This is a genomic window from Candidatus Hodarchaeum mangrovi (assembly GCF_975850365.1).
In genome coordinates this window covers 21493-40362 of sequence record NZ_CDLCQJ010000074.1, presented here as the reverse complement: position 1 = coordinate 40362, position 18870 = coordinate 21493, and the positions used below count along the sequence as shown (strand labels likewise).

Below are 18870 nucleotides of genomic sequence, written 5' to 3'. Positions count from 1 at the left end.
CCTATAATGACAAATCCATCATTTTTACTCTTTCCTGAATATAAAAAAAAGATATTAAAGGAAGTGTTAAACAGATATCTAATTTTAGCAGAAAGTATTGTAAATTATTCAAATGGAAACCATCTAAATCAAGAAAAAATTGATTTAATTAAAGAAAAACTTGGAGATAAAATGGAAGGAACATTTTTATATCCAGGGGGAGCAAGTGTCCTCTTCGGATGGAGCTTTGAGATAGAATCTTTTGGTTCAATAATAATTAAACCCTATTACAATCGGGATTTTTCTCAGCTCTTGATTCACTATTTAACAGCTTTAGATTTTAATAAAGAATCTCAAATACGAAATTTTCGGAATGAAAAAGAAATATACCATATTTCAATACCATTAACCATAGGATTAGCAAAGATCATGGCTTATCAAAGAACTTATCCAACTTTAATAACATCAACAATTAAAGGAGCTAATCTTACTAATTATCCACAACTTATAGCCAAAATCAGTATTATTGTAAGGGAATTTGCACGAAATGGAATAATTTGTGATCCATATCCTACAAATTGGAAGCTAGTGAAGACCAAAGCTCAATATTTGATATATTACATCGATCTCTTAAGCTCAAATAAGTTACATGATATAAACACTAGACTTTCAGCAATCCTAAATTCCCAAGATTCATTTGATATTAGAGCAAATTTCAAGATGTAATTGAGTCACGATAATAAACTGCTCGTCTTATTGCAGAGGCAAAGGCTGTAATAACGCCTTCGCTTGTTACTGCTGAAGTAGAAAAGTAGGGTGCATGGAGTTTATCGGCAAATTTCAAGCCTATATCATCACTGACAACTCTATGGTATTTCAAATCAATTTTATTCCCAATTAAGATAGCTGGGCTATTAGGAAGGATTTTCTTTGCCTCCTTTACCCAACTTGGCAAGGAAAGGACTGTATCTTCTCGTGTAACGTCAAAAACATAAACTATTGCATGTGCACCTTCATAGAATAAGGGTCTAACTTTGTTAAATGCCTGTTGTCCTGAAAGATCCCAAAATATAGCAGTTGTAGTGCTATCGCTGTCTCCAGAGCTACGTAATTTTATAAATGATATATCTGCACCAGCGGTAGGTTTATGTTCAAAATCTCGTTTAGTAAAGACTGATACAAGTTGAGTTTTTCCTACTAACGGGTCTCCTGCAACAACAATTTTATATTGCGAAAAATGAGGAATTTCAAAGAGGATATCATCAGTATTTGAAGACATTATATGTTTTACTCCCGTTTTAAACTAGTTGATAAATTTAATATGAAATGCTTTCTTAAGAAACTTTCTTTTTGAATGTTAGTTAAAATCATTTTATCCTTTCTTATTCAATAGAAAAGAAATTAAGATAGAATTATTTCTTTTTTTTCTCATTAACTTCCTCTTTTTTTATCTTATTCAACTTCATTTCTAAATGTACTACACAATAATATTTACCTTTATAGCTTGCATAAAATTCTTCTCCACAAATAGTACACTTCTTTATAGGACTCATTTTCACTACTCATTAGGTTTTTTTAGAGATAAAATCTTCAAACGCCTTACAAAGTCGTTTAATTCCTCTTTCTAAAAGAATATTCTCTAATGTAAAAGAGATTCGAAGATAATCTAGGTATTCATTAGAGGTTGGACTAGCGAAAAATATTCCTGGAACAGTCAAAATACCATAATTATATTTTGCAAATTTCGCTAGTTCAAACATATTGACTCTCTCTGACTGAGGGAAAAGATAAAAAGCTCCTTGAGGATTAATCACGTTAAAAAATGAAGATTCATTTAATAACTGAAAGCACAATTTTCCCCTTTCCTCATAGGTTGATCTAAGATAATCAATTGCGTTTTTTAATTCAGATTTCATTCTAAGGGCATGAGCTAGAGTATATTGTGCAATAGAATTAGCACAAATATTCATTGTATGATGTACTATTTTAATGATGTTAATTAAAGATTCTGGTGCAGCTATGAAACCTATTCGATATCCTGTCATTGAAAGCATCTTACTGAAGCTTTGGATGATGATAGTTCTTTTTGGAGCAAAATATGCTGGAGATTTACATGATTTAGAAAGGAAGGTTATTCGATTGTAGATCTCATCACTAAAAATAAGAAAATTATATTTTTCTGATAACTTAGCAATACTTTCTAAAGTTTTTTCCGTATAAAGCGCTCCAGTTGGATTTCCAGGACTGACAAGTAGTATTGCTTTAACTTGATGGCTCTCTAAAATGGATTCTAACTTGTCTAGAGGGATTTCAAACTTGTTCCGAAACTCTGTTTTAATTGGTAGAATATTGGCTCTTTTATAACGGATTATATTAATATATGGAGGATAACAAGGAAATGGTACGACGATATTTTCATTTTGTGATAATAAAGTGAAGATTGTAGCAAATAAAGCACTTTGTCCTCCACTTGTTACTAATATCTGTTCGGGAGAGTATTTTAGGTTATCATATTCTGCTAAATATCGACATATCTCTGATCTGAGTTCTTCTTCTCCCATTATATGTGTATATCTAGTAAAATTCTCTGAAATAGCTTCCTTTGATATGTCCTTTATAAATTCAGGAGTAGGAAGATCAGGTTGTCCGATGTTTAGATAGATCAGATCAGATTTTGGGGTTTTCGTTGGCCAAGAATTAACTAATCTTATACCTGACAGGGGTACGTTTAATATTTCTGGATCAATAAGCTTAGAATAATCCAAATAATTTATCCACCTCTGTTGATAGAAAGTAGGAATGACTAGTTTAAAAATCCCTTTTATCTTTTAGTAAATTTTTTCATTTAAGAAGAGAGGTTAAAAAAAAATTTTAAGGTTTTAATCCCACAGCACTTCATCTAGAACCGAAGCAGCAATATTTACTCCCAATTTTCCTAGGAAAGAATATCTATCTTTTTTCCCTCCACCAATATTAATTACTTTATCATAATTTGCGATGAGAATGCCTGTTTCAGGGTCGATCTGAATAAGTTTCGATTCACCTTCTTTTACTGACACCTGTTTTCGATGTATTAGGACAAGTTTTGAATCTGAACCTATTAAAAGGAAATTACGTCTCCCAAAGATAAAATGTCTAATTTTTTCATCGTCTTCTTTTCCAAAGCTGATCCGAGTTTCCGGATCCTCAATAGTTTTGTTAATTTTTTTGATCATATCCTTTGCCTTAATCATGGAATCTTCATAAGATTTGTCAAAACTGGAAATTTCTTGAAGCTTTGAACCTAGCTGAGCAATATTGAGACCTAGAATCACTAAATTTGTTCCCCTAAATTGAATTGTATCCCCAACTGATCCATAATTTTTCGTATGAATCAAAGTATCAACAATAACTTCAACTGATCCCAGTACTATAATACCATTTAATTCTGATTCTGTTGTTAATTCAACGATGTTTGATTTGCTTGAAATTAGAATTTTATATGATGATGTATTTATAATTTCTGGCAATCCTAAGTATTCATAGATTCTATTTCCAAGGATGAAAGGCATCCTTACTCCTCCTCCTCATCATTAATTATTACTGGAACTTGAAGACGTCTTTTTCCCCGAATAAAGAGGAATTCAACTAATTTTAAGGCCTCACGACCAGCAAAGGTTAATAGATAACGTTCACGAACTCCTTCTTGTCTTACAAGGCCTTGGTCAATTAAAATACTGATATGATGCTTAAAATTCCCTCCTTTTGTTCCAGTTCGATCCGCTAAGTCAGATTGTCTTAGAGGTTCCCTTTCAAGTTCCTTAAGCATTCTCAATCGTGTTGAATCAGAGAGTGCAGTCATAATTGCAGAGCCTTTGTCAAAAAATTCTTCAAATTCTTCCTCTTTAATGCTTTCTTCTTTTCTCTTGGTTCTCCTATGTTTTCTAGAGGATGATTCGTGAAATAGTGATCCGACAGATTTGTCAATAGCGTCCCCCAGTGACTCACCAACTGATTCTAGTAAGCTTCCGATATAATATTGGATTGATTCTCCAAAGCGATTTCCTGTCTCTTCCCAGTCTCGACGTAGAGTCTTTCTTTGAGTTCGTGGTGGTTTTGAATATTTTGAAGAATCTTGATTAATATCATATTTTATATCCCGAATTTCCTCTTTCATTTTATTCAATTCATTTTGAATTTCTTTTTTCATCTTTTGGATGGCATCTTGTACTTCTTCGAATGGTTTATCTGATTCTGAGGATTTTTTCTCATCATCAAAGTTATTATTCTCATTATTCAATGATTACACCATCTGTAAAGCTTATACAATTTCATGTAAGTTTGATTTTTTTGTATATTTTATGGATTTATATAGACTTAGGTGGTGGTAAAAACAATTCTCTGGTAAATAATATTCTTTTAATTTTTTTTTAAAAAAAATTTTTTCTATTATTACTTTTCTTACTATTAGATAAAAGGAGAAAGAAGAATTAAATAAATTGTTCCTATTAATAAGTGGAGAAACCCTAATACAGCACCTAATTTTAAAAATTCTAGAAATGTGATTGGAGATCCTTCTCTATTAGATAGATTAATTGCTAAAATGTTAGCTGGACTACCAATTGGCAAGATATAGCCTCCAAGATTTACTGCTATAACAAGTGCCCACCAATGTATAGGATCAACAACGCCAGCAGCTTGAAGATCAGCAAATACAGGAGCAAGTGCTGCTGAAATTGGTATGTTATCAACAACAGCAGAAATTATTCCTATTCCAAAAGAAATAAATGGTATTGAAAAGAATAACTCCAATTCTAGAAAAGGAGTAAGGATTTCTCCAAGAAGTTCAAGGATACCAAGGATCTCTATAGAACCTACAAGAATAAATAATCCCATTATAAAATAAATTGAAATCCATTCCACATCACGAAAAATTTCCTTTGGATGCATACCTGAAAATAGTAATAATCCTGCTGCAATCAATAAAGCAATTTCTGCAGCTCTTAGATTAAATGTACTACCAAAAATGAAGCCTGATACCAATAAAATTAGACCTACAATAGCAACATAAAATGTTCTTCTGTCTTCAACTAGGATATTGGGATCGAGAAGGAAAATTTCCTTTACCAGATACTCAGAGGGCGCAACAAATTTGGAACGTGCATAAAAATAATAGATTGGAATTGCAACTATAAAAAGAAGGATACTCAAAGGCCCCATAATTATCACAAAATCTACAAATCCTTCACCACTTTTATCTGCAAGTACGATATTCGGGATGCTCCCAACCAAAGATGAAATAGAGGCAAAATTAGCAGTTATTGCTTCAATTGTCAATATTGGTCTGAAATCAAACTCTAAAATCTTATATATTTCTACTGTAAGTGGTGCAATAATTAGCATGGTAGTGATAACATCAAAAACAAAACTAATGATAAAGGTTAAGACAGAGAGAGACAAAAGTAGGGTTTTGGGGCTTCCCTTAGTTAAACGTACAATAAGAATACTTACATATTGAAAAAGACCTGATCGACTTGAAATTATGGTTATAATCATCATTGCAGTAATAAAAATAATTGTATTCCATTCTACTTTTGTTACAATAGTATGAAATTCAGTTACATGACCCTCATACTCCCATTCAGACACTATGAGAAGAAAAGAAATTAAACCAGCTCCCAAAAGTGCTGAAATGGGTCTATGAAGTTTTTCAGTTGAAATTAATATATAAATACCAATAAAAATGGCTAATCCAATAAGTTGAACTGGTTCTAAGAGGGCCATGCTAATATTTTCACCTTTTTTTAAGTTGTCTCTCTGCTAATGACTTTTTGAAAGGTTTAGGAAAAATAAATCCACTTCTTAATCTGGTTATCGGGAAACTTTAAAGATCTTAAAAGAATAACATATTTGATTTTTTAAGAAATGTATAATCCCCCAAAAATCAAGTCAAGGTTTCCATAATTTTTTTGAATCATATACAGTAATAAATAATAAATTTTTCAATCTTTTGGATATATAGGAATGATTTAATAACCTATAAAAATAATTATGATGAAATCTCACTAAAAAAAAGCATTTTATAATCTAAAATATTTATTCAGCTTGATAGGTTAAGTGATTGAAAGAATATAATCAATTGTTATTAATAAATGCCTAAAATATATATTTCTGAAATATATTATCATATTCTTCAAACTAAATGCCCTATAATGGATATCATGGTTGAATAACAGATCCGTATGTTTCTCATTCAATTAAAATATCACAGATAATATATTAATCAACAAATGACATTGCTATGTTAGCTAGGTGTTACATTGAGGTCTGGATATTCAAAATTAAGTTTTTATTTCTGATTAGTACAAAATATTTTCATCTAAACAAAAACTCGTATTTATCCTGAACTCTCCTTTCTTGGGACAATTTTTGGTGATTTCATTACTTTTGGGTTCTCTAGAGTATAGATAAGATCACGAATTTCTGCTGCTTTTTCAAATTCAAAATTTTTTGCCGCTAAATGCATTTCTTCCCTCAAAGCATCAAGATATTTTGGTATATCCTCTGCAGAGATTTTTTCTGTTTGAATCTTGGTAAAATTAGTTTTCATCTCAGAAAGTGGTGTATGAATTTTCTTAATTATAGTTTTCGGTTCTATATCCATTTTTTCATTATATTGAATTTGTTTTCTACGTCTTCGTTTCGTTTCTCGAATAGCATCATTCATTGAATCAGATATGGTATCAGCATAAAAGATCACTCTTCCATTCACATTTCGTGCTGCTCTTCCAATGGTTTGAATCAGAGATCTTTCATTTCGAAGAAATCCTTGTTTATCAGCATCTAGAATAGCAACAAGGGATACTTCAGGAAGATCTAGCCCTTCTCGTAATAAATTAATCCCAACAAGGACATCAAAATCTCCTTGCCGTAAGGAAGCCAAAATATCTGTTCTCTCAAGTGTCTTGATCTCTGAATGTAAATACCGTGCACGAATACCAATTTCATCAAAATAATCTGCAAGATTCTCTGCCATTCTTTTGGTAAGAGTAGTAATTAATGTTCGTTCTCCTCTTGTAACTGTTTTTTTTATTTCAGCAATTAAATCATCAATGGGATTGCTAGTTTTTATTTTTACAATTATTTCAGGGTCAACTAACCCAGTAGGTCGAATAATTTGTTCAATAATATCTTCTTTATTTGTTTTATCCAAATCATATGGGCCAGGTGTTGCACTTACAAAAATAGTTTGTCCCATCCGTTTTTCAAACTCATCAAAAGTCAGTGGGCGATGATCGAAAGCTGATGGGAGTCGAAAACCGTAATCAATCAAGTTTTTTTTGCGTGAATAATCGCCTTCTCTCATTCCAGCAATTTGAGGGATAGTCATGTGTGACTCATCAATGATTAGAAGATAATTTTTAGGAAAGAAGTCAAATAAAGTCCCAGGTGGTTCTCCTTCTGTTCTATTATCAAAATATCTTGAATAATTTTCCATCCCAGGTGCATGACCAATTTCTTCTATTAGCTCTAGGTCATAATTTGTTCTTTGTCGAAGACGATGGGCTTCAATTTGCTTATTTTCATTTAATAATTCCTCTATTCGTTCATTTAATTCTTTTCTTATTTCTGGTAACACTCGTAATAAATCTTCTTTCGGTCGAACGTAATGTTTTGCTGGAAATATGTAAACGCGATCTAGTTCAGTTAAAGTCTGCCCTGTTATCGGATTTATTTCAGCAATTTTATCGATTTCATCTCCAAATAATTCAATTCGGACTGCACTATCCTCATAAACTGGCCAAATATCTATTATATCACCTTTTGATCTAATCTTGCCTCGAGTAAAAGCAGTGTCATTTCTTTCGTATAAAATGTCAATTAATCCTGAAAGAATTTCATTTTTTGTAAGATTCATACCTCTAGAAATATGTAAGCTTAAGGATTTATAATCTTCTGGTCTTCCTAGGCCATAAATGCAAGATACTGAGGCTACGACGATTACATCATCTCTTTGTAGTAAACTACGAGTGGTTGATGCACGCATTTTATCTATTTCTTCATTAATAGAAAAATCCTTCTCAATATACCTATCAGGAGTAGGAAGATAAGCTTCTGGTTGATAATAATCATAAAAAGACACAAAATATTCCACAGCATTATTTGGGAAATATTCTTTAAACTCTTGATAGAGCTGAGCAGCTAATGTTTTATTATGTGAGATAACAAGGGTAGGTTTTTGAATCTGCTCAATTACATTAGCGATCGTAAAAGTCTTTCCTGAACCTGTTACTCCTAGTAAGGTCTGATATTTCTTATTTGAGTTAATTCCTTTAGTAAGTAATTCTATTGCAGAGATCTGATCCCCTTGAGGTTTATATGGGGAAATAAGCTTGAATTTTGGCAGGATTAGGCCCTCAATAATAATCTATTAAGATATTTGTATTGAATAGACAGTATTTAAGCATATATTTTAATATCTATTTTATGGTAATCAGTTAAAGAATGTTGAATTCTTCATACTTTAAATACGAAAACACTTAAGAGAAAAAATAAACCAGTTTTGTGAAGTAGGTATTTGAGGGGAAAATCTTTTTCCTTACTGAATTAAAGAGGTAAACTATTGTTTGATAGAGATATCAGAGTCACTGTTTTAGGAAATACTGGTGTTGGAAAGACGACACTAATTGAAAGAATAAAAGGGTCAAAGGTTAAGACTTTACAAGCACAAAAGACTTTGAATATAAATGCTGAAGAGAAAAAAATTCGTTTACGGAGTTCAGAGTTATATCCATGGTATTCAATTGAAGCACATCGAAAATATAGAATTGTTGCGATAGATAATCCAGGGGATTATAAACTTCGTCGAATGTGGAGAGAAGTCTTAAGAAAATTTACCACTGATGGAATGTTATTCATTTTAGATCCAAAGCAGAGCATTGTTGTTCAAAAAAATGCTATGGAGGATTCATATAATTATTTTCTTGACTCTCTAGATCTTAATCCTAAGAAAGCTGATATATTTGCTCAGAATAAAAAATATATTTTCCATTTTGTGGTAAATAAGTGTGATACATTAGATAATTTCTCTGAAAACGAATTTACATTAACTCCCTATATCAAAGAAAAAGCAGTTGACTTTCTTTCCCACTTTGCATTTACAATGGACGAGTTTAAAAGAACATTCCCTCGATCCAAAATCGGGATATCATATCTTTCAGCAAAATATAGCCCTTATCTTGATTTAGACAAACTATTTGAGATTCTAAAGGTTTATCGATACCAAACATAAAAAATAAAGTTTTTATTTAATACAATTTCTATTTTAACGCCTCATTAATTTTTCTTAATATTACTGAGGTATCAATTGGAAAAGGTTCAACTTCTAGCAATAATTGATTTTTCAGAACCTTCATTTTAAGATTTTTTCTAAAAATCGTTAGCATTCTCATTTTCCTTAAGATAGGACTGATTACACTGTAAGATAATTGCTGATGTTCAGATGTTTGTCTTGCTTGATCTCTTAAAATGGTGATGAGATTGTTTTGAAGTCCTAAAAACTGTGGAAAATCTTTGGAAACAAAATTCAAAGCCTTAACGCTTTTTGATTCCTTTCCTTCTGAGCTACTACTTAATGTAGAAATACTTCTTTGTTTGAAAGGGATATAAACATTTTCATTAAATGTTTCAATAGTTGTAGTCATTTTATCTTCAAGAGAAACGGATGAGTTATAGAGCTGCTCGTAAATATTTGATGGCAAATTCCTCATCTTATTAAACCATGAATCGTAATTCTTCATCGAGAAAGGGAATTTTAAACCAAAAAGAAAATCTAGAAATAAATCCTCTGAGGGTTTATTGTCCGCATAAAAACAGATTTCTGACAGATCTCTCCAAATTGAATAATGTATATTCATTGTATTTGTAGTAAAATAAGGTGGAAGATCATTTATTGTACCATATGCTTGTTTTGGATGTAATATTAGGAAGTCTGTTTTTGTATCAGCGTATCTATACTGAATTCTATTTTGAGTTATCTCGAAATACCCTTTGTGTGTTTGCAAAGTCTGTTTTTTCCCTGTAATCTCGATAGATGGACACATTATGAAATTTTTATTATTGTTCATTCTTGAAACCTTCCAGCAGATACTTAAGTCCTATATAGTCAACAATGTAAAATTTAAACAATAAAATTATTGTTAATAATTTTAGAAATAATTATTGATAAAACTTCACTTTTAAATAAACTGCAGGAAAATATTTGCCAAGAGTTCAGAGTTGAATTCATGACAAAATTGAACTTCAAAACATCAGCCTCAGATATATTATTGAACCAATTACCCACACAACCCGGTGTATATATTTATTTTGATATATCTGGGAAGATTATTTATGTGGGAGCAGCTTCGAATCTTAAAAAGCGTATTTCTTCTTATTTTCGAAAAGATATCCCTGATCCTAAAACATATCGCCTTGTTAATAAAATTGATAAATTAGATTATGAAATTCATTTAACAATTGAAAAAGCGTTTCTTCGAGAGAGGGAATTAATCCGAATTCATCATCCTCGTTTTAATTTTGATTGGAAAGATGATAAAGAATACCCTATGATCCAAATTACCAAACCAGATAAAGAAGAAAAGTTTTCACGAATTTTTATTGTTCGTAGTGTGACCAAGCAAGATGATTGGTATTTTAGTAGGAAAAAAGATGTAAAAGCGTTGAGATATTCTGTTAGAGCTCTACGAAGTATTTTTCCAATTGCAAACAAACCATATTGTTTCAAAACTAAGAGATTTTGTTTAGATTATTCCATAAATCGTTGTACAGCGCCTTGTGTAAATAAAATTTCCCTTGAGGAATATCAAAAGATCATTGACCAATTGATATTGTTCTTAAAAGGTAAAAAAGAGGATTTAATTATAAACCTTCATCAAGAAATGATTCAATTAGCTGAAGAGTTAAATTTTGAAAAAGCAGCTAAGTTACGCGATAGAATTCATCGTATTGAAGCTACTTTAGATCATTACCCTAATATCCCTGAACCTAGGGATAAGGATTATGTCATCCTAATCGAAAATCAAAATTTTTATGCTATTTTAATCATTTGGGTATTAAATAATCAAATTATAAATGTGGAATCCATAGATTTAGGTAAAATTAAAGTATTGGCGAAAAATGAGATTTTGAGATCTTTTCTCTATAATTATTATATCAATACTGAATTTATTCCTCAGAGAATTGAAATTGATACAGATCTTCAGGAAGATCAAGATATTTTGGAGATTTGGCTATCTAAAAGGCAAGGAACTAGTGTTCATTTGAAACTTGATTTAGATTTAAAGGATAGAGATCTTATTAAACCTTATATTTTTCAAATTATTAATGATATTTCTGAAAATATTCAATTAGAACACAAAAAAGATGCTCTTCTAGAAGATGCTTTATTGCAAATTCAGGATTTATTGCAATTAAACAAAAAACCATTAAGAATAGAAACTTATGATGTATCCAATCTCCAAGGATCTTTTCCAGTTGGATCAATGGTTGTTTTTGAAGGTGGACTTCCTGTAAAAAGTGAATATCGTCGTTTTAAAATTAAAAATCTTGCTTCAGAACCAAATGATGTGGCAATGATCAAAGATATTCTTGAAAGAAGGTTAAAACATAAAGGATTAAAATTCGCGAAAAAAGATCCAGATTTAATTGTAGTCGATGGAGGAAAACCGCAGGTAAATACAGCTTCACGAGTTTTAAAACAATTAAGTAAGGAAATTCCTTTGATAGGATTAGCAAAGAGGGAAGAACAAATTTTTTTGCCGTACCGTAAAAAACCACTGGAAATATCAGCTGAAAATACAGGTTTAAAACTTTTAAAGCAATGTCGTGACGAAGCTCATCGATTTGCTGTAGATTACCATATAAAACGACGATTATCTCAACCAAAATCTGAATTAGATTCTATTCCTGGAATTGGTCCTAAAAAGCGAAATGCTTTACTTCAGTACTTTCAATCTTTAGAGAATATTAAAAATTCCACAATTGAAGAATTAAGCCAAGTTGAGGGAATAAATCAAAAATTAGCTGAAAAAATCTATTTATTTTTTAAAACTAAGTATTCTAAAGAACTAAGTAGTTAAAAAAGTGTTTCCTATTAAAAAATAGAAAAATCCTTAAAGGCTATTTAATCTAAAAAGTTTGAACAACCGATACTTTTTATTTCATTTTTATTGGAATTTGTGATATTTCCCCAATTAATCTTGATGAGTAAAATAAGTTAAATTAATAGGATTTCAATATGAATATATCATAAAGTGATCTAATATTTGGATTTGATTTATAAATGAAAGAAATGACAAAAAAAATTGTTAAAAAAGGAGCTAAAGAAGCCTTAAATATAAGTACAAGAGCAGTGAGCGGGGTTGCAGCAGATATTGCTAAAGAATCTTTAAAAGATGAGTTAAAAAAGACTGGGGTACCAAAAGCGGTTAAGGAAAAGCTTGAAAAGTCATCAAAATTAATAAGAAATGAATTATAATTAGAATCTTATAAATAGGTTAATTATTTTTGAGGTGCTATATTGGAGCTAAAAAAAGTGAAAAATGTTATTGCAGACCCTGTCACCATGTTTGGATCCACTAAAACTACCATACAATGGATTTGGGGAAGAAAAGATCAAATGCCTCATTTTGCCATGAGAAAATTTATTATTGAACCTGGGGGGGAAATAGGCATTCATGGCCACCCTGAAGAACATGAGATTCTAATATTGAGTGGTATAGGACTCGTATATAATGACTCAGGTCAAGAATTCGAGATATCACCTAATGATGCCCTTTATGTTCCTCCTCATGAGATACATGGTTATAAGAATACAGGTTCGGAAAATCTTGAATTTCTATGCATTATTCCTTTATTGTAATTCAAATGTGGGTATTTAGTTATGCCTAGAAGAATTAGTAGAGAATGGTTTGCTAAATATATTTCAGGAGATTCTAGAATCAAACAGGAACGACATGGTATATTTCGTTTGAATTATGATAAAAAAAGGCTTGAATTTGCTGTTCAAACATCAGAAAAAGATAGCTCTCCTTTAATTATAGTCAGTTATCCAGTTCAATACTTAAAGAAGGTAGAAATCTCATCTCATAGATCACTACTAAAGAAAAATCATTATTTAGAGCTATATATGGGGGATCCTCCTAATATAATGGTACCACGTTATTCTTTCTCGATGAATGACCTACAAGAAGTAAAAATTAAGATACTGGAATTTCAGGAAGAAATAAAATCACTGGAAACTAACAAAGTGGCTCAACCTGACATTTATGTTTTCGAAATAATATCTAAATTACTTGCAAAGCCAGTAAATCAAATTCAATCACTTTTTGAGGACGTAACTACACATTTAATGTCATTAGGAAAATCCTCTAGAAAAGTTGGTGAGAAAATAATTTCCTCTTTTGATCTCAAACCAGTATATGAAATTAAAGAGGTTGAGATCAATTCACGAAAAGTTCGTTATTTTGAGTATTACAACAATTCTAATCAAACACTTGTAATTTTATCACCCATTGGAGGAAAAATTCATCATCTATTCTCTCTTATACGTCATTTGACTGATTTAAACGTTGTTATCTTGGGTCAAAGAGGATATGAATCCTCGTATGATCAAGATAAAGAATTTAAATTGAAAAACTATATAAAGGATTTAGAAGATTTTTTGGAATTCCTAGGGAACAAACAGGAAATAATCTTGGCTGCTCACTCCTTATTTACTGCTATAATACTTGAGAAGTTCTTGGAAATTCAAAATTCTAATATTACCAAAGTAATTCTCATTTCGGGGTTACATCGTGCTCCTGATAACTTTAGAAAAGGCGTAAAGGCTCTCCCTCCCACACAAATGTGGAGTCCATTTAAAGGTCAAATAAAAAGATTGGCTCCCAAAATCCTATTCGGAACAGAAGCTGATAGTGAAATGATAGAAACTTTTATTTCAGAAGCTCTTCAGGTGAGAAATGATGTTTATAACCAAATCTTTAGAGACTTTTTACCTAGATTTGATTATTCAAAGAAGCTGTCACTGATAAAAATACCTATTTTATTACTTTGGGGAAATGAAGATCAATTAATTCCTTCTGACATGAAAACAAAGATGATTGATATTATTCCTACTTCCAAGCTCTCCTATAAAGTATTATCGGGAGGTCATATGATTATTTTAGAAAACCCAAGCCTTGTTGGGAGTGAGATAAGACGATTTTGTTTAAGAAAGGGTCGTGAAATTATTATTGAATAACAAAAATAATTCATATTATTTTAAGATACAATTTTCTGACAAATCGATTTGGGGAGAATTTAAGGAGGATTTGAAGGTAATTTTACGTGAAAAAGGAATAAAGTATCAATATTCCGTTAAAACACCAGAATTCCATATTATTTATCAAAATAACGATATCCAATTAAAAATTCAATGGAATAGTGACGATACAATCTTCTGTACATTAAATGTTATTGGTGATGCTCAAAAAGCACTTTTTCCTTCTCGAGAGATATTTGAATTGTTACAATTATTTTCAGGACAACTTATTGATGGTGATTCTCCGTACAATTGGATTATTTAAACAGCATAATCTGCTTGAATATTTTTTATAAATTGTTTTAAGTAAGAATAAAAAGGTTTAATGTTTCCTTTTTCCCATTCTTGGGCTATTTTCTTGTAAAGATCTCCTTCAAGTATTATTTTCATCCCGTGTTCTGTTTCTATTATTTTTATACCTTCAACATCCAATTAATTATCTCCACTGAAAAATATTCTTTGTTACAGTTTTTTTTTAATTTTGATTAGCTTTAAACGGAGGGAAATAATATATAAATTTAACTCAAGAATAGTTTTTAGACTGTAGAAAAAATTAGTATGAAAAAAGGAAAAAAATAGTGATGGTCAAAAGTTTTACACTTATCTAGCTTTTTTTACAAGTTCATCCCATCTTTCATCGATGTCTTTTTGGAATATTTCAATTAAATCAGTGCGCTTTGTTGGTTTAAAAAAATGTCTCCAACGCCCTTCTAGCTTTAAATATTCTTCTACGGGCAGTTTTTTTGAAGGATCATCAGCAATACGTTGGCTTGGTCGGCTTAATTGATATTTTCCATTGATAACAGTATATAATGGATGAATACAAGTTTCAGTTGCTAGACGAACATATTCAATGGACTTTGAAGGATCAAATCGTTGCCCACGATTACATGATGCTTCAATATGTAAAAAAGCGGGTCCTTTAACATCTAACCCTGTTCTTACTTTTGCTACAAGATCCTCTGGATAAGCTGGTGATGCTGTAGCTACAAATGGTATACGATGAGCTGCGACGATATCAGTAATTGGTTTCCGAAACTGATGTTTTCCTGGAATAACAGCTCCAGCTGGAGACGTTGTTGTTGATGCACCAAAAGGTGTGCCACCAGATCGTTGAATTCCAGTATTCATGTATGCGCCATTATCGTATAAGATATAGAGAAGATCATGACCTCTTTCTAAAGCACCTGAAAGGGATTGAATTCCTATATCATAAGTACCCCCATCTCCTCCAAAAACAACAATATCTGTTTCTCCTTCTTTGTAAGTTCCTTTTTTAGTCATTGCCTTTATTGCAGCTTCAATACCACTAGCTACGGCAGAAGCGTTTTCAAATGCTACATGAATCCAAGGAACTTCCCAAGCAGAGAAAGGATAAATAGTGCTGGCGACTTCTAAGCATCCAGTTGCATTCACAATCATCGTAGGTTTATTGAAAGCCATCGTTACTTGGCGTGCCATTGATCCAGCTGCACAACCAGCACATAATCTATGGCCACCTGAAAAATATGTAGGTTTGTCTATAAGATCTTTTAATTTGTATTTTGGTAATTCTATCGTCATCTTATCTCCTCCTTATTCTCTTAATCCCCACCAAAAAATTGGGAGATTTTTGCCTATATTAAAAGCTTCTTTAGCTCTATCGTACATTCCATGATAATCTTTGATTAAAGTGTCACGTCCTCCGAGACCAATCGTATATTCCGCTAAAAGTGGATTCACTCCCGTTCCATATAAGGCTGATTTGATGTCTTGGCTCAATATCCCACCAGGTCCACCGAAAGAATGTGCGCGTTCAATTGTTATTAGTCCTTTAAGATTCTTACAGAGATTTACTACATGATCTCCAAAGAATGGTCGATAAACTCGGATTTTAATTAGCCCTATTTTTTCCCCCTTTGCTCTCAATTCATCAATAGCTGTTCTAGCATTTCCAGCTGATGATCCCATTGTTAGAAAAGCATACTCTGCATCTTCCATCATATATGATTCAACTGGACTATACTTACGCCCAAAACGCTTTTCCCACTCTGAAAAAGTATCTAAAATTATTTTTCGTGAACGTTCTTGTGCATCTCTTACTTGAGCTCGTGCTTCCATATAATAATCCGGAAGATGTAGAAGTCCAATGCTAAGTGGTTTGGTAGTATCAAGTTTGAGATTGGCAACTCTTTCTCCTCCAAGAAAATCTAGAGCTTCTTGTCTAGATACAGGTTCAATTCCTTCGATTGCATGTGAAAGGATAAAACCATCAAGACCAACAGCCACAGGTAATAGTACATCGGGATGTTCTCCAATTTTGAAAGCCAAAATAGTGTGATCATGAGCTTCTTGATTATCTTCAGCAAAGAGGCTGATCCATCCAGAATCTCGAAATAACATTTGATCTGTTTCTTCTCCATGGATATTAATTGGCCCACTAATAGCTCGATTGGCAATTGCCATCACAATAGGGGTTCGTGATGATGCAGCAATGAAAACAATTTCATACATCAGCATTAATCCTGCGCTAGCACTACTAGTAAAGACTCTAGCTCCTACAGAACTAGCACCAACACATGCAGACATAGCTGAGTGCTCAGATTCAACAGTTACGAATTCTGTATCCACTTCGCCATCTGCAACAAAATCTGCGAACCTTTCTACAATAATAGTTTGTGGTGTAATAGGATAAGCAGCAACGACATCAGGATTGACAGCCTTGGCAGCCTGAGCAACCGCATCGTCACCCGTTACAGCTATTTTTACCATTTTACACATCCTCCATGACTATGGCTGTATCTCCCTTTCTTCCAGGACATTCATTAGCACAAACACCACAACCTTTGCAATAAAAGTAATCAAATTCAGGGTGATGTTTTCCATCTGAACCCACAATCATTTTAATGGCATTATCTGGGCAGAAAAAGTAACATTTAAGACATGAGATACAGTTCTCAATAATCAATTTGGGCTTTTGAGCAGCCCAGTCACCAGTCTTAAAAAATTTCGAACTACCAGGGGGAGTACTTCCAGCCATAGGGAGCTTTTTATATCCCCATTTTTCTTTAACCCACTCTTTAAATTCCTCATCTGATACATCTGTTGGTAATGCTGGCATTAATTCACCTCATTGTAAGAGCGTTCAACCGCTTTAATGTTCTTCGTTTGAGCTGGACCACTAAATCTGGCTTGAATGGCATTTTTAACTGAATTAAGCTTAATGATTTTTTCATCAGTTAATTTTATCAATGCACCCAGAATAGCAGTATTAGTAGCTTTAATTCCTATTTCTTCTGAAGCAATTTTTGAAGCGTTAACTGTAGCTATTTTAATATCTGGTCGTGATTTCTTTAAATTTTGAACCTCTATAGCGTTGGGATCGTCAGTATTGACAATTACGAGCCCTCCATTCTTAAGTCCTAAAACCACGTCAACTTGTCCTAACAAGGTTGGATCTTGGACAACAACTATATCTGGTTCATAGATTTCTGTTTTCACATAGAATCTTTCATCTGATATTCGTGCAAATGCAGCAATTGGTGCTCCGGATCTTTCTGGGCCAAATGATGGAAAAGCATGAACAAACTTGTTTTCAAGTAATGCGGCCTCAGCGATCAAATAACTGCTAGTCATAACCCCTTGACCACCTCTACCATGTAAACGGATATCAATAATCTCTTTAGCCAAAACGGATAACTCTCCTAGCTTAATACTTTAAAATTTTTGATATGGTATAACCCTTAGCCTAGATTGATTCGATTATCACATCTCAACTATTTGTAAAAATCCTTTCCATAAATCATTTTGAAAAAAGAGTTAAATATAATCAAGTTAACAATAGTAAACTATTGCTTTATTTGCGTAGGATTAAATATGTTAAATCCTCACCACTATATAGAGAGTATCTGAGTTAAGACTAAATGCATGGATCTGCTACAAAGAATATTTTCTAAAATTTTAAGCGTTCTTTAGCCTTAATTGAAAAACTTCTAGACATCACATTATCAAGGAGTACATTAGTATTTGAGAAATGGATGGGTCATTAAGATCTGCTCAGCAGGGTCATATCAAGTAGGAAAAACATCCTTAATTAGGCGATATGCAGAGGGAACATTTGAATTAGACTATACTCCAACAATAGGGGTAGATATTACAACAAAATTAATATCTGTAAATCAACAACCAGTAAAACTGCTATTAATGGATACTGCGGGACAGGAAATTTTTGGAAAAATTCGACCTACATATTATGAAGGTGCTCTTGGATGTCTGATTGTTTTTGATATTACAAGAAGAAGAACCTTTGTAGAATTAGACCGCTGGATAGAGGAATTTCGGGCTGTTACCGGAGATAAAACTTCTATTACTATAATTGGAAACAAAATTGATTTAGAAAATCAAAGAGAAGTTTCTAAGGACGAAATTGCTGAATTTGCTGAGCATCGTGGAATCCCTTTTTTTGAGTGTTCAGCGAAATTGGGTGGAGATGTAATTGAAAATATTTACACCGACTTGGTTAAGCGGAATTTAACGTTTCTTCAAAAACTCGAGGAATTAAGAGGATGAAC

Annotated in this window: 21 protein-coding genes; 8 read left to right on the top strand and 13 right to left on the bottom strand. The window is 32.2% G+C overall.

What is annotated here, in order from left to right:
* Positions 1–6: 6 nt before the first annotated feature.
* Entirely contained in the window at positions 7–705 is a 699-nt protein-coding gene (locus tag ACWVCY_RS07365; protein WP_455141621.1) for a hypothetical protein, read from the top strand.
* Here the strand turns inward: ACWVCY_RS07365 and ACWVCY_RS07360 are convergent.
* The 7 genes from ACWVCY_RS07360 to uvrB all read right to left on the bottom strand — a co-directional run bounded on the left by ACWVCY_RS07360 (position 695) and on the right by uvrB (position 8365).
* Positions 695–1258: a Rab family GTPase gene (locus ACWVCY_RS07360; protein ID WP_455141620.1), complete on the bottom strand. Its 564-nt coding sequence runs from the start codon at positions 1256–1258 to the stop codon at positions 695–697. The genes ACWVCY_RS07365 and ACWVCY_RS07360 overlap by 11 nt on opposite strands.
* Positions 1259–1391: 133 nt before the next feature.
* Complete coding sequence (locus ACWVCY_RS07355) at positions 1392–1532, bottom strand: hypothetical protein (protein ID WP_455141619.1); 141 nt, start codon at positions 1530–1532, stop codon at positions 1392–1394.
* Positions 1533–1544: 12 nt separating this feature from the next.
* A complete protein-coding gene (locus ACWVCY_RS07350; RefSeq protein ID WP_455141617.1) occupies positions 1545–2744 on the bottom strand; it encodes a pyridoxal phosphate-dependent aminotransferase in 1200 nt (399 codons plus the stop codon).
* Between the two features lie 114 nt (positions 2745–2858).
* Complete coding sequence (locus ACWVCY_RS07345) at positions 2859–3530, bottom strand: hypothetical protein (RefSeq protein ID WP_455141615.1); 672 nt, start codon at positions 3528–3530, stop codon at positions 2859–2861.
* Between the two features lie 2 nt (positions 3531–3532).
* Entirely contained in the window at positions 3533–4258 is a 726-nt protein-coding gene (locus ACWVCY_RS07340; RefSeq protein ID WP_455141613.1) for an ArsR/SmtB family transcription factor, read from the bottom strand.
* A 167-nt stretch (positions 4259–4425) separates the two neighbouring features.
* A complete protein-coding gene (locus tag ACWVCY_RS07335) occupies positions 4426–5742 on the bottom strand; it encodes an SLC13 family permease (RefSeq protein WP_455141611.1) in 1317 nt (438 codons plus the stop codon).
* 613 nt (positions 5743–6355) lie between these two features.
* On the bottom strand, positions 6356–8365 hold the full coding sequence (gene uvrB, locus ACWVCY_RS07330) for an excinuclease ABC subunit UvrB (protein WP_455141702.1): 2010 nt from the start codon (positions 8363–8365) through the stop codon (positions 6356–6358).
* Positions 8366–8581: 216 nt separating this feature from the next.
* Between uvrB and ACWVCY_RS07325 the strand changes: the two genes are divergently transcribed.
* Positions 8582–9250 (top strand): Rab family GTPase, encoded by a 669-nt coding sequence (locus ACWVCY_RS07325; protein WP_455141609.1) that lies wholly within the window; start codon positions 8582–8584, stop codon positions 9248–9250.
* Positions 9251–9278: 28 nt separating this feature from the next.
* On the opposite strand, the gene ACWVCY_RS07320 is transcribed toward ACWVCY_RS07325, so the two are convergent.
* Positions 9279–10085, bottom strand: a complete 807-nt coding sequence (locus ACWVCY_RS07320) for a hypothetical protein (protein ID WP_455141607.1) — start codon at positions 10083–10085, stop codon at positions 9279–9281.
* Positions 10086–10244: 159 nt separating this feature from the next.
* Between ACWVCY_RS07320 and uvrC the strand changes: the two genes are divergently transcribed.
* The 5 genes from uvrC to ACWVCY_RS07295 all read left to right on the top strand — a co-directional run bounded on the left by uvrC (position 10245) and on the right by ACWVCY_RS07295 (position 14585).
* Positions 10245–12098 carry an excinuclease ABC subunit UvrC gene (gene uvrC / locus ACWVCY_RS07315; protein WP_455141605.1) on the top strand — a complete coding sequence of 618 codons (1854 nt, stop codon included), beginning with the start codon at positions 10245–10247 and terminating at the stop codon, positions 12096–12098.
* A 203-nt stretch (positions 12099–12301) separates the two neighbouring features.
* On the top strand, positions 12302–12496 hold the full coding sequence (locus ACWVCY_RS07310; RefSeq protein WP_455141603.1) for a hypothetical protein: 195 nt from the start codon (positions 12302–12304) through the stop codon (positions 12494–12496).
* Between the two features lie 57 nt (positions 12497–12553).
* A complete protein-coding gene (locus tag ACWVCY_RS07305) occupies positions 12554–12880 on the top strand; it encodes a cupin domain-containing protein (RefSeq protein ID WP_455141602.1) in 327 nt (108 codons plus the stop codon).
* A 21-nt stretch (positions 12881–12901) separates the two neighbouring features.
* Positions 12902–14260, top strand: a complete 1359-nt coding sequence (locus tag ACWVCY_RS07300; RefSeq protein WP_455141600.1) for an alpha/beta fold hydrolase — start codon at positions 12902–12904, stop codon at positions 14258–14260.
* Positions 14261–14330: 70 nt separating this feature from the next.
* Complete coding sequence (locus ACWVCY_RS07295; RefSeq protein WP_455141598.1) at positions 14331–14585, top strand: hypothetical protein; 255 nt, start codon at positions 14331–14333, stop codon at positions 14583–14585.
* On the opposite strand, the gene ACWVCY_RS07290 is transcribed toward ACWVCY_RS07295, so the two are convergent.
* The 5 genes from ACWVCY_RS07290 to ACWVCY_RS07270 all read right to left on the bottom strand — a co-directional run bounded on the left by ACWVCY_RS07290 (position 14582) and on the right by ACWVCY_RS07270 (position 17977).
* Positions 14582–14752: a hypothetical protein gene (locus ACWVCY_RS07290; protein WP_455141596.1), complete on the bottom strand. Its 171-nt coding sequence runs from the start codon at positions 14750–14752 to the stop codon at positions 14582–14584. The two genes, ACWVCY_RS07295 and ACWVCY_RS07290, sit on opposite strands and share 4 nt — an antisense overlap.
* Before the next feature lie 168 nt (positions 14753–14920).
* Entirely contained in the window at positions 14921–15883 is a 963-nt protein-coding gene (locus ACWVCY_RS07285) for a thiamine pyrophosphate-dependent enzyme (RefSeq protein WP_455141595.1), read from the bottom strand.
* A gap of 12 nt (positions 15884–15895) precedes the next feature.
* Positions 15896–17071 carry a pyruvate ferredoxin oxidoreductase gene (gene porA / locus ACWVCY_RS07280; RefSeq protein WP_455141594.1) on the bottom strand — a complete coding sequence of 392 codons (1176 nt, stop codon included), beginning with the start codon at positions 17069–17071 and terminating at the stop codon, positions 15896–15898.
* 1 nt (position 17072) lies between these two features.
* Complete coding sequence (locus tag ACWVCY_RS07275) at positions 17073–17420, bottom strand: 4Fe-4S dicluster-binding protein (RefSeq protein ID WP_455141592.1); 348 nt, start codon at positions 17418–17420, stop codon at positions 17073–17075.
* Complete coding sequence (locus ACWVCY_RS07270) at positions 17420–17977, bottom strand: 2-oxoacid:acceptor oxidoreductase family protein (RefSeq protein WP_455141700.1); 558 nt, start codon at positions 17975–17977, stop codon at positions 17420–17422. The genes ACWVCY_RS07275 and ACWVCY_RS07270 overlap by 1 nt, the downstream gene beginning before the upstream one ends.
* A 348-nt stretch (positions 17978–18325) precedes the next feature.
* On the opposite strand from ACWVCY_RS07270, the gene ACWVCY_RS07265 reads away from it, so the two are divergent.
* On the top strand, positions 18326–18868 hold the full coding sequence (locus ACWVCY_RS07265) for a Rab family GTPase (protein WP_455141590.1): 543 nt from the start codon (positions 18326–18328) through the stop codon (positions 18866–18868).
* The last annotated feature ends 2 nt before the right edge of the window (positions 18869–18870 follow it).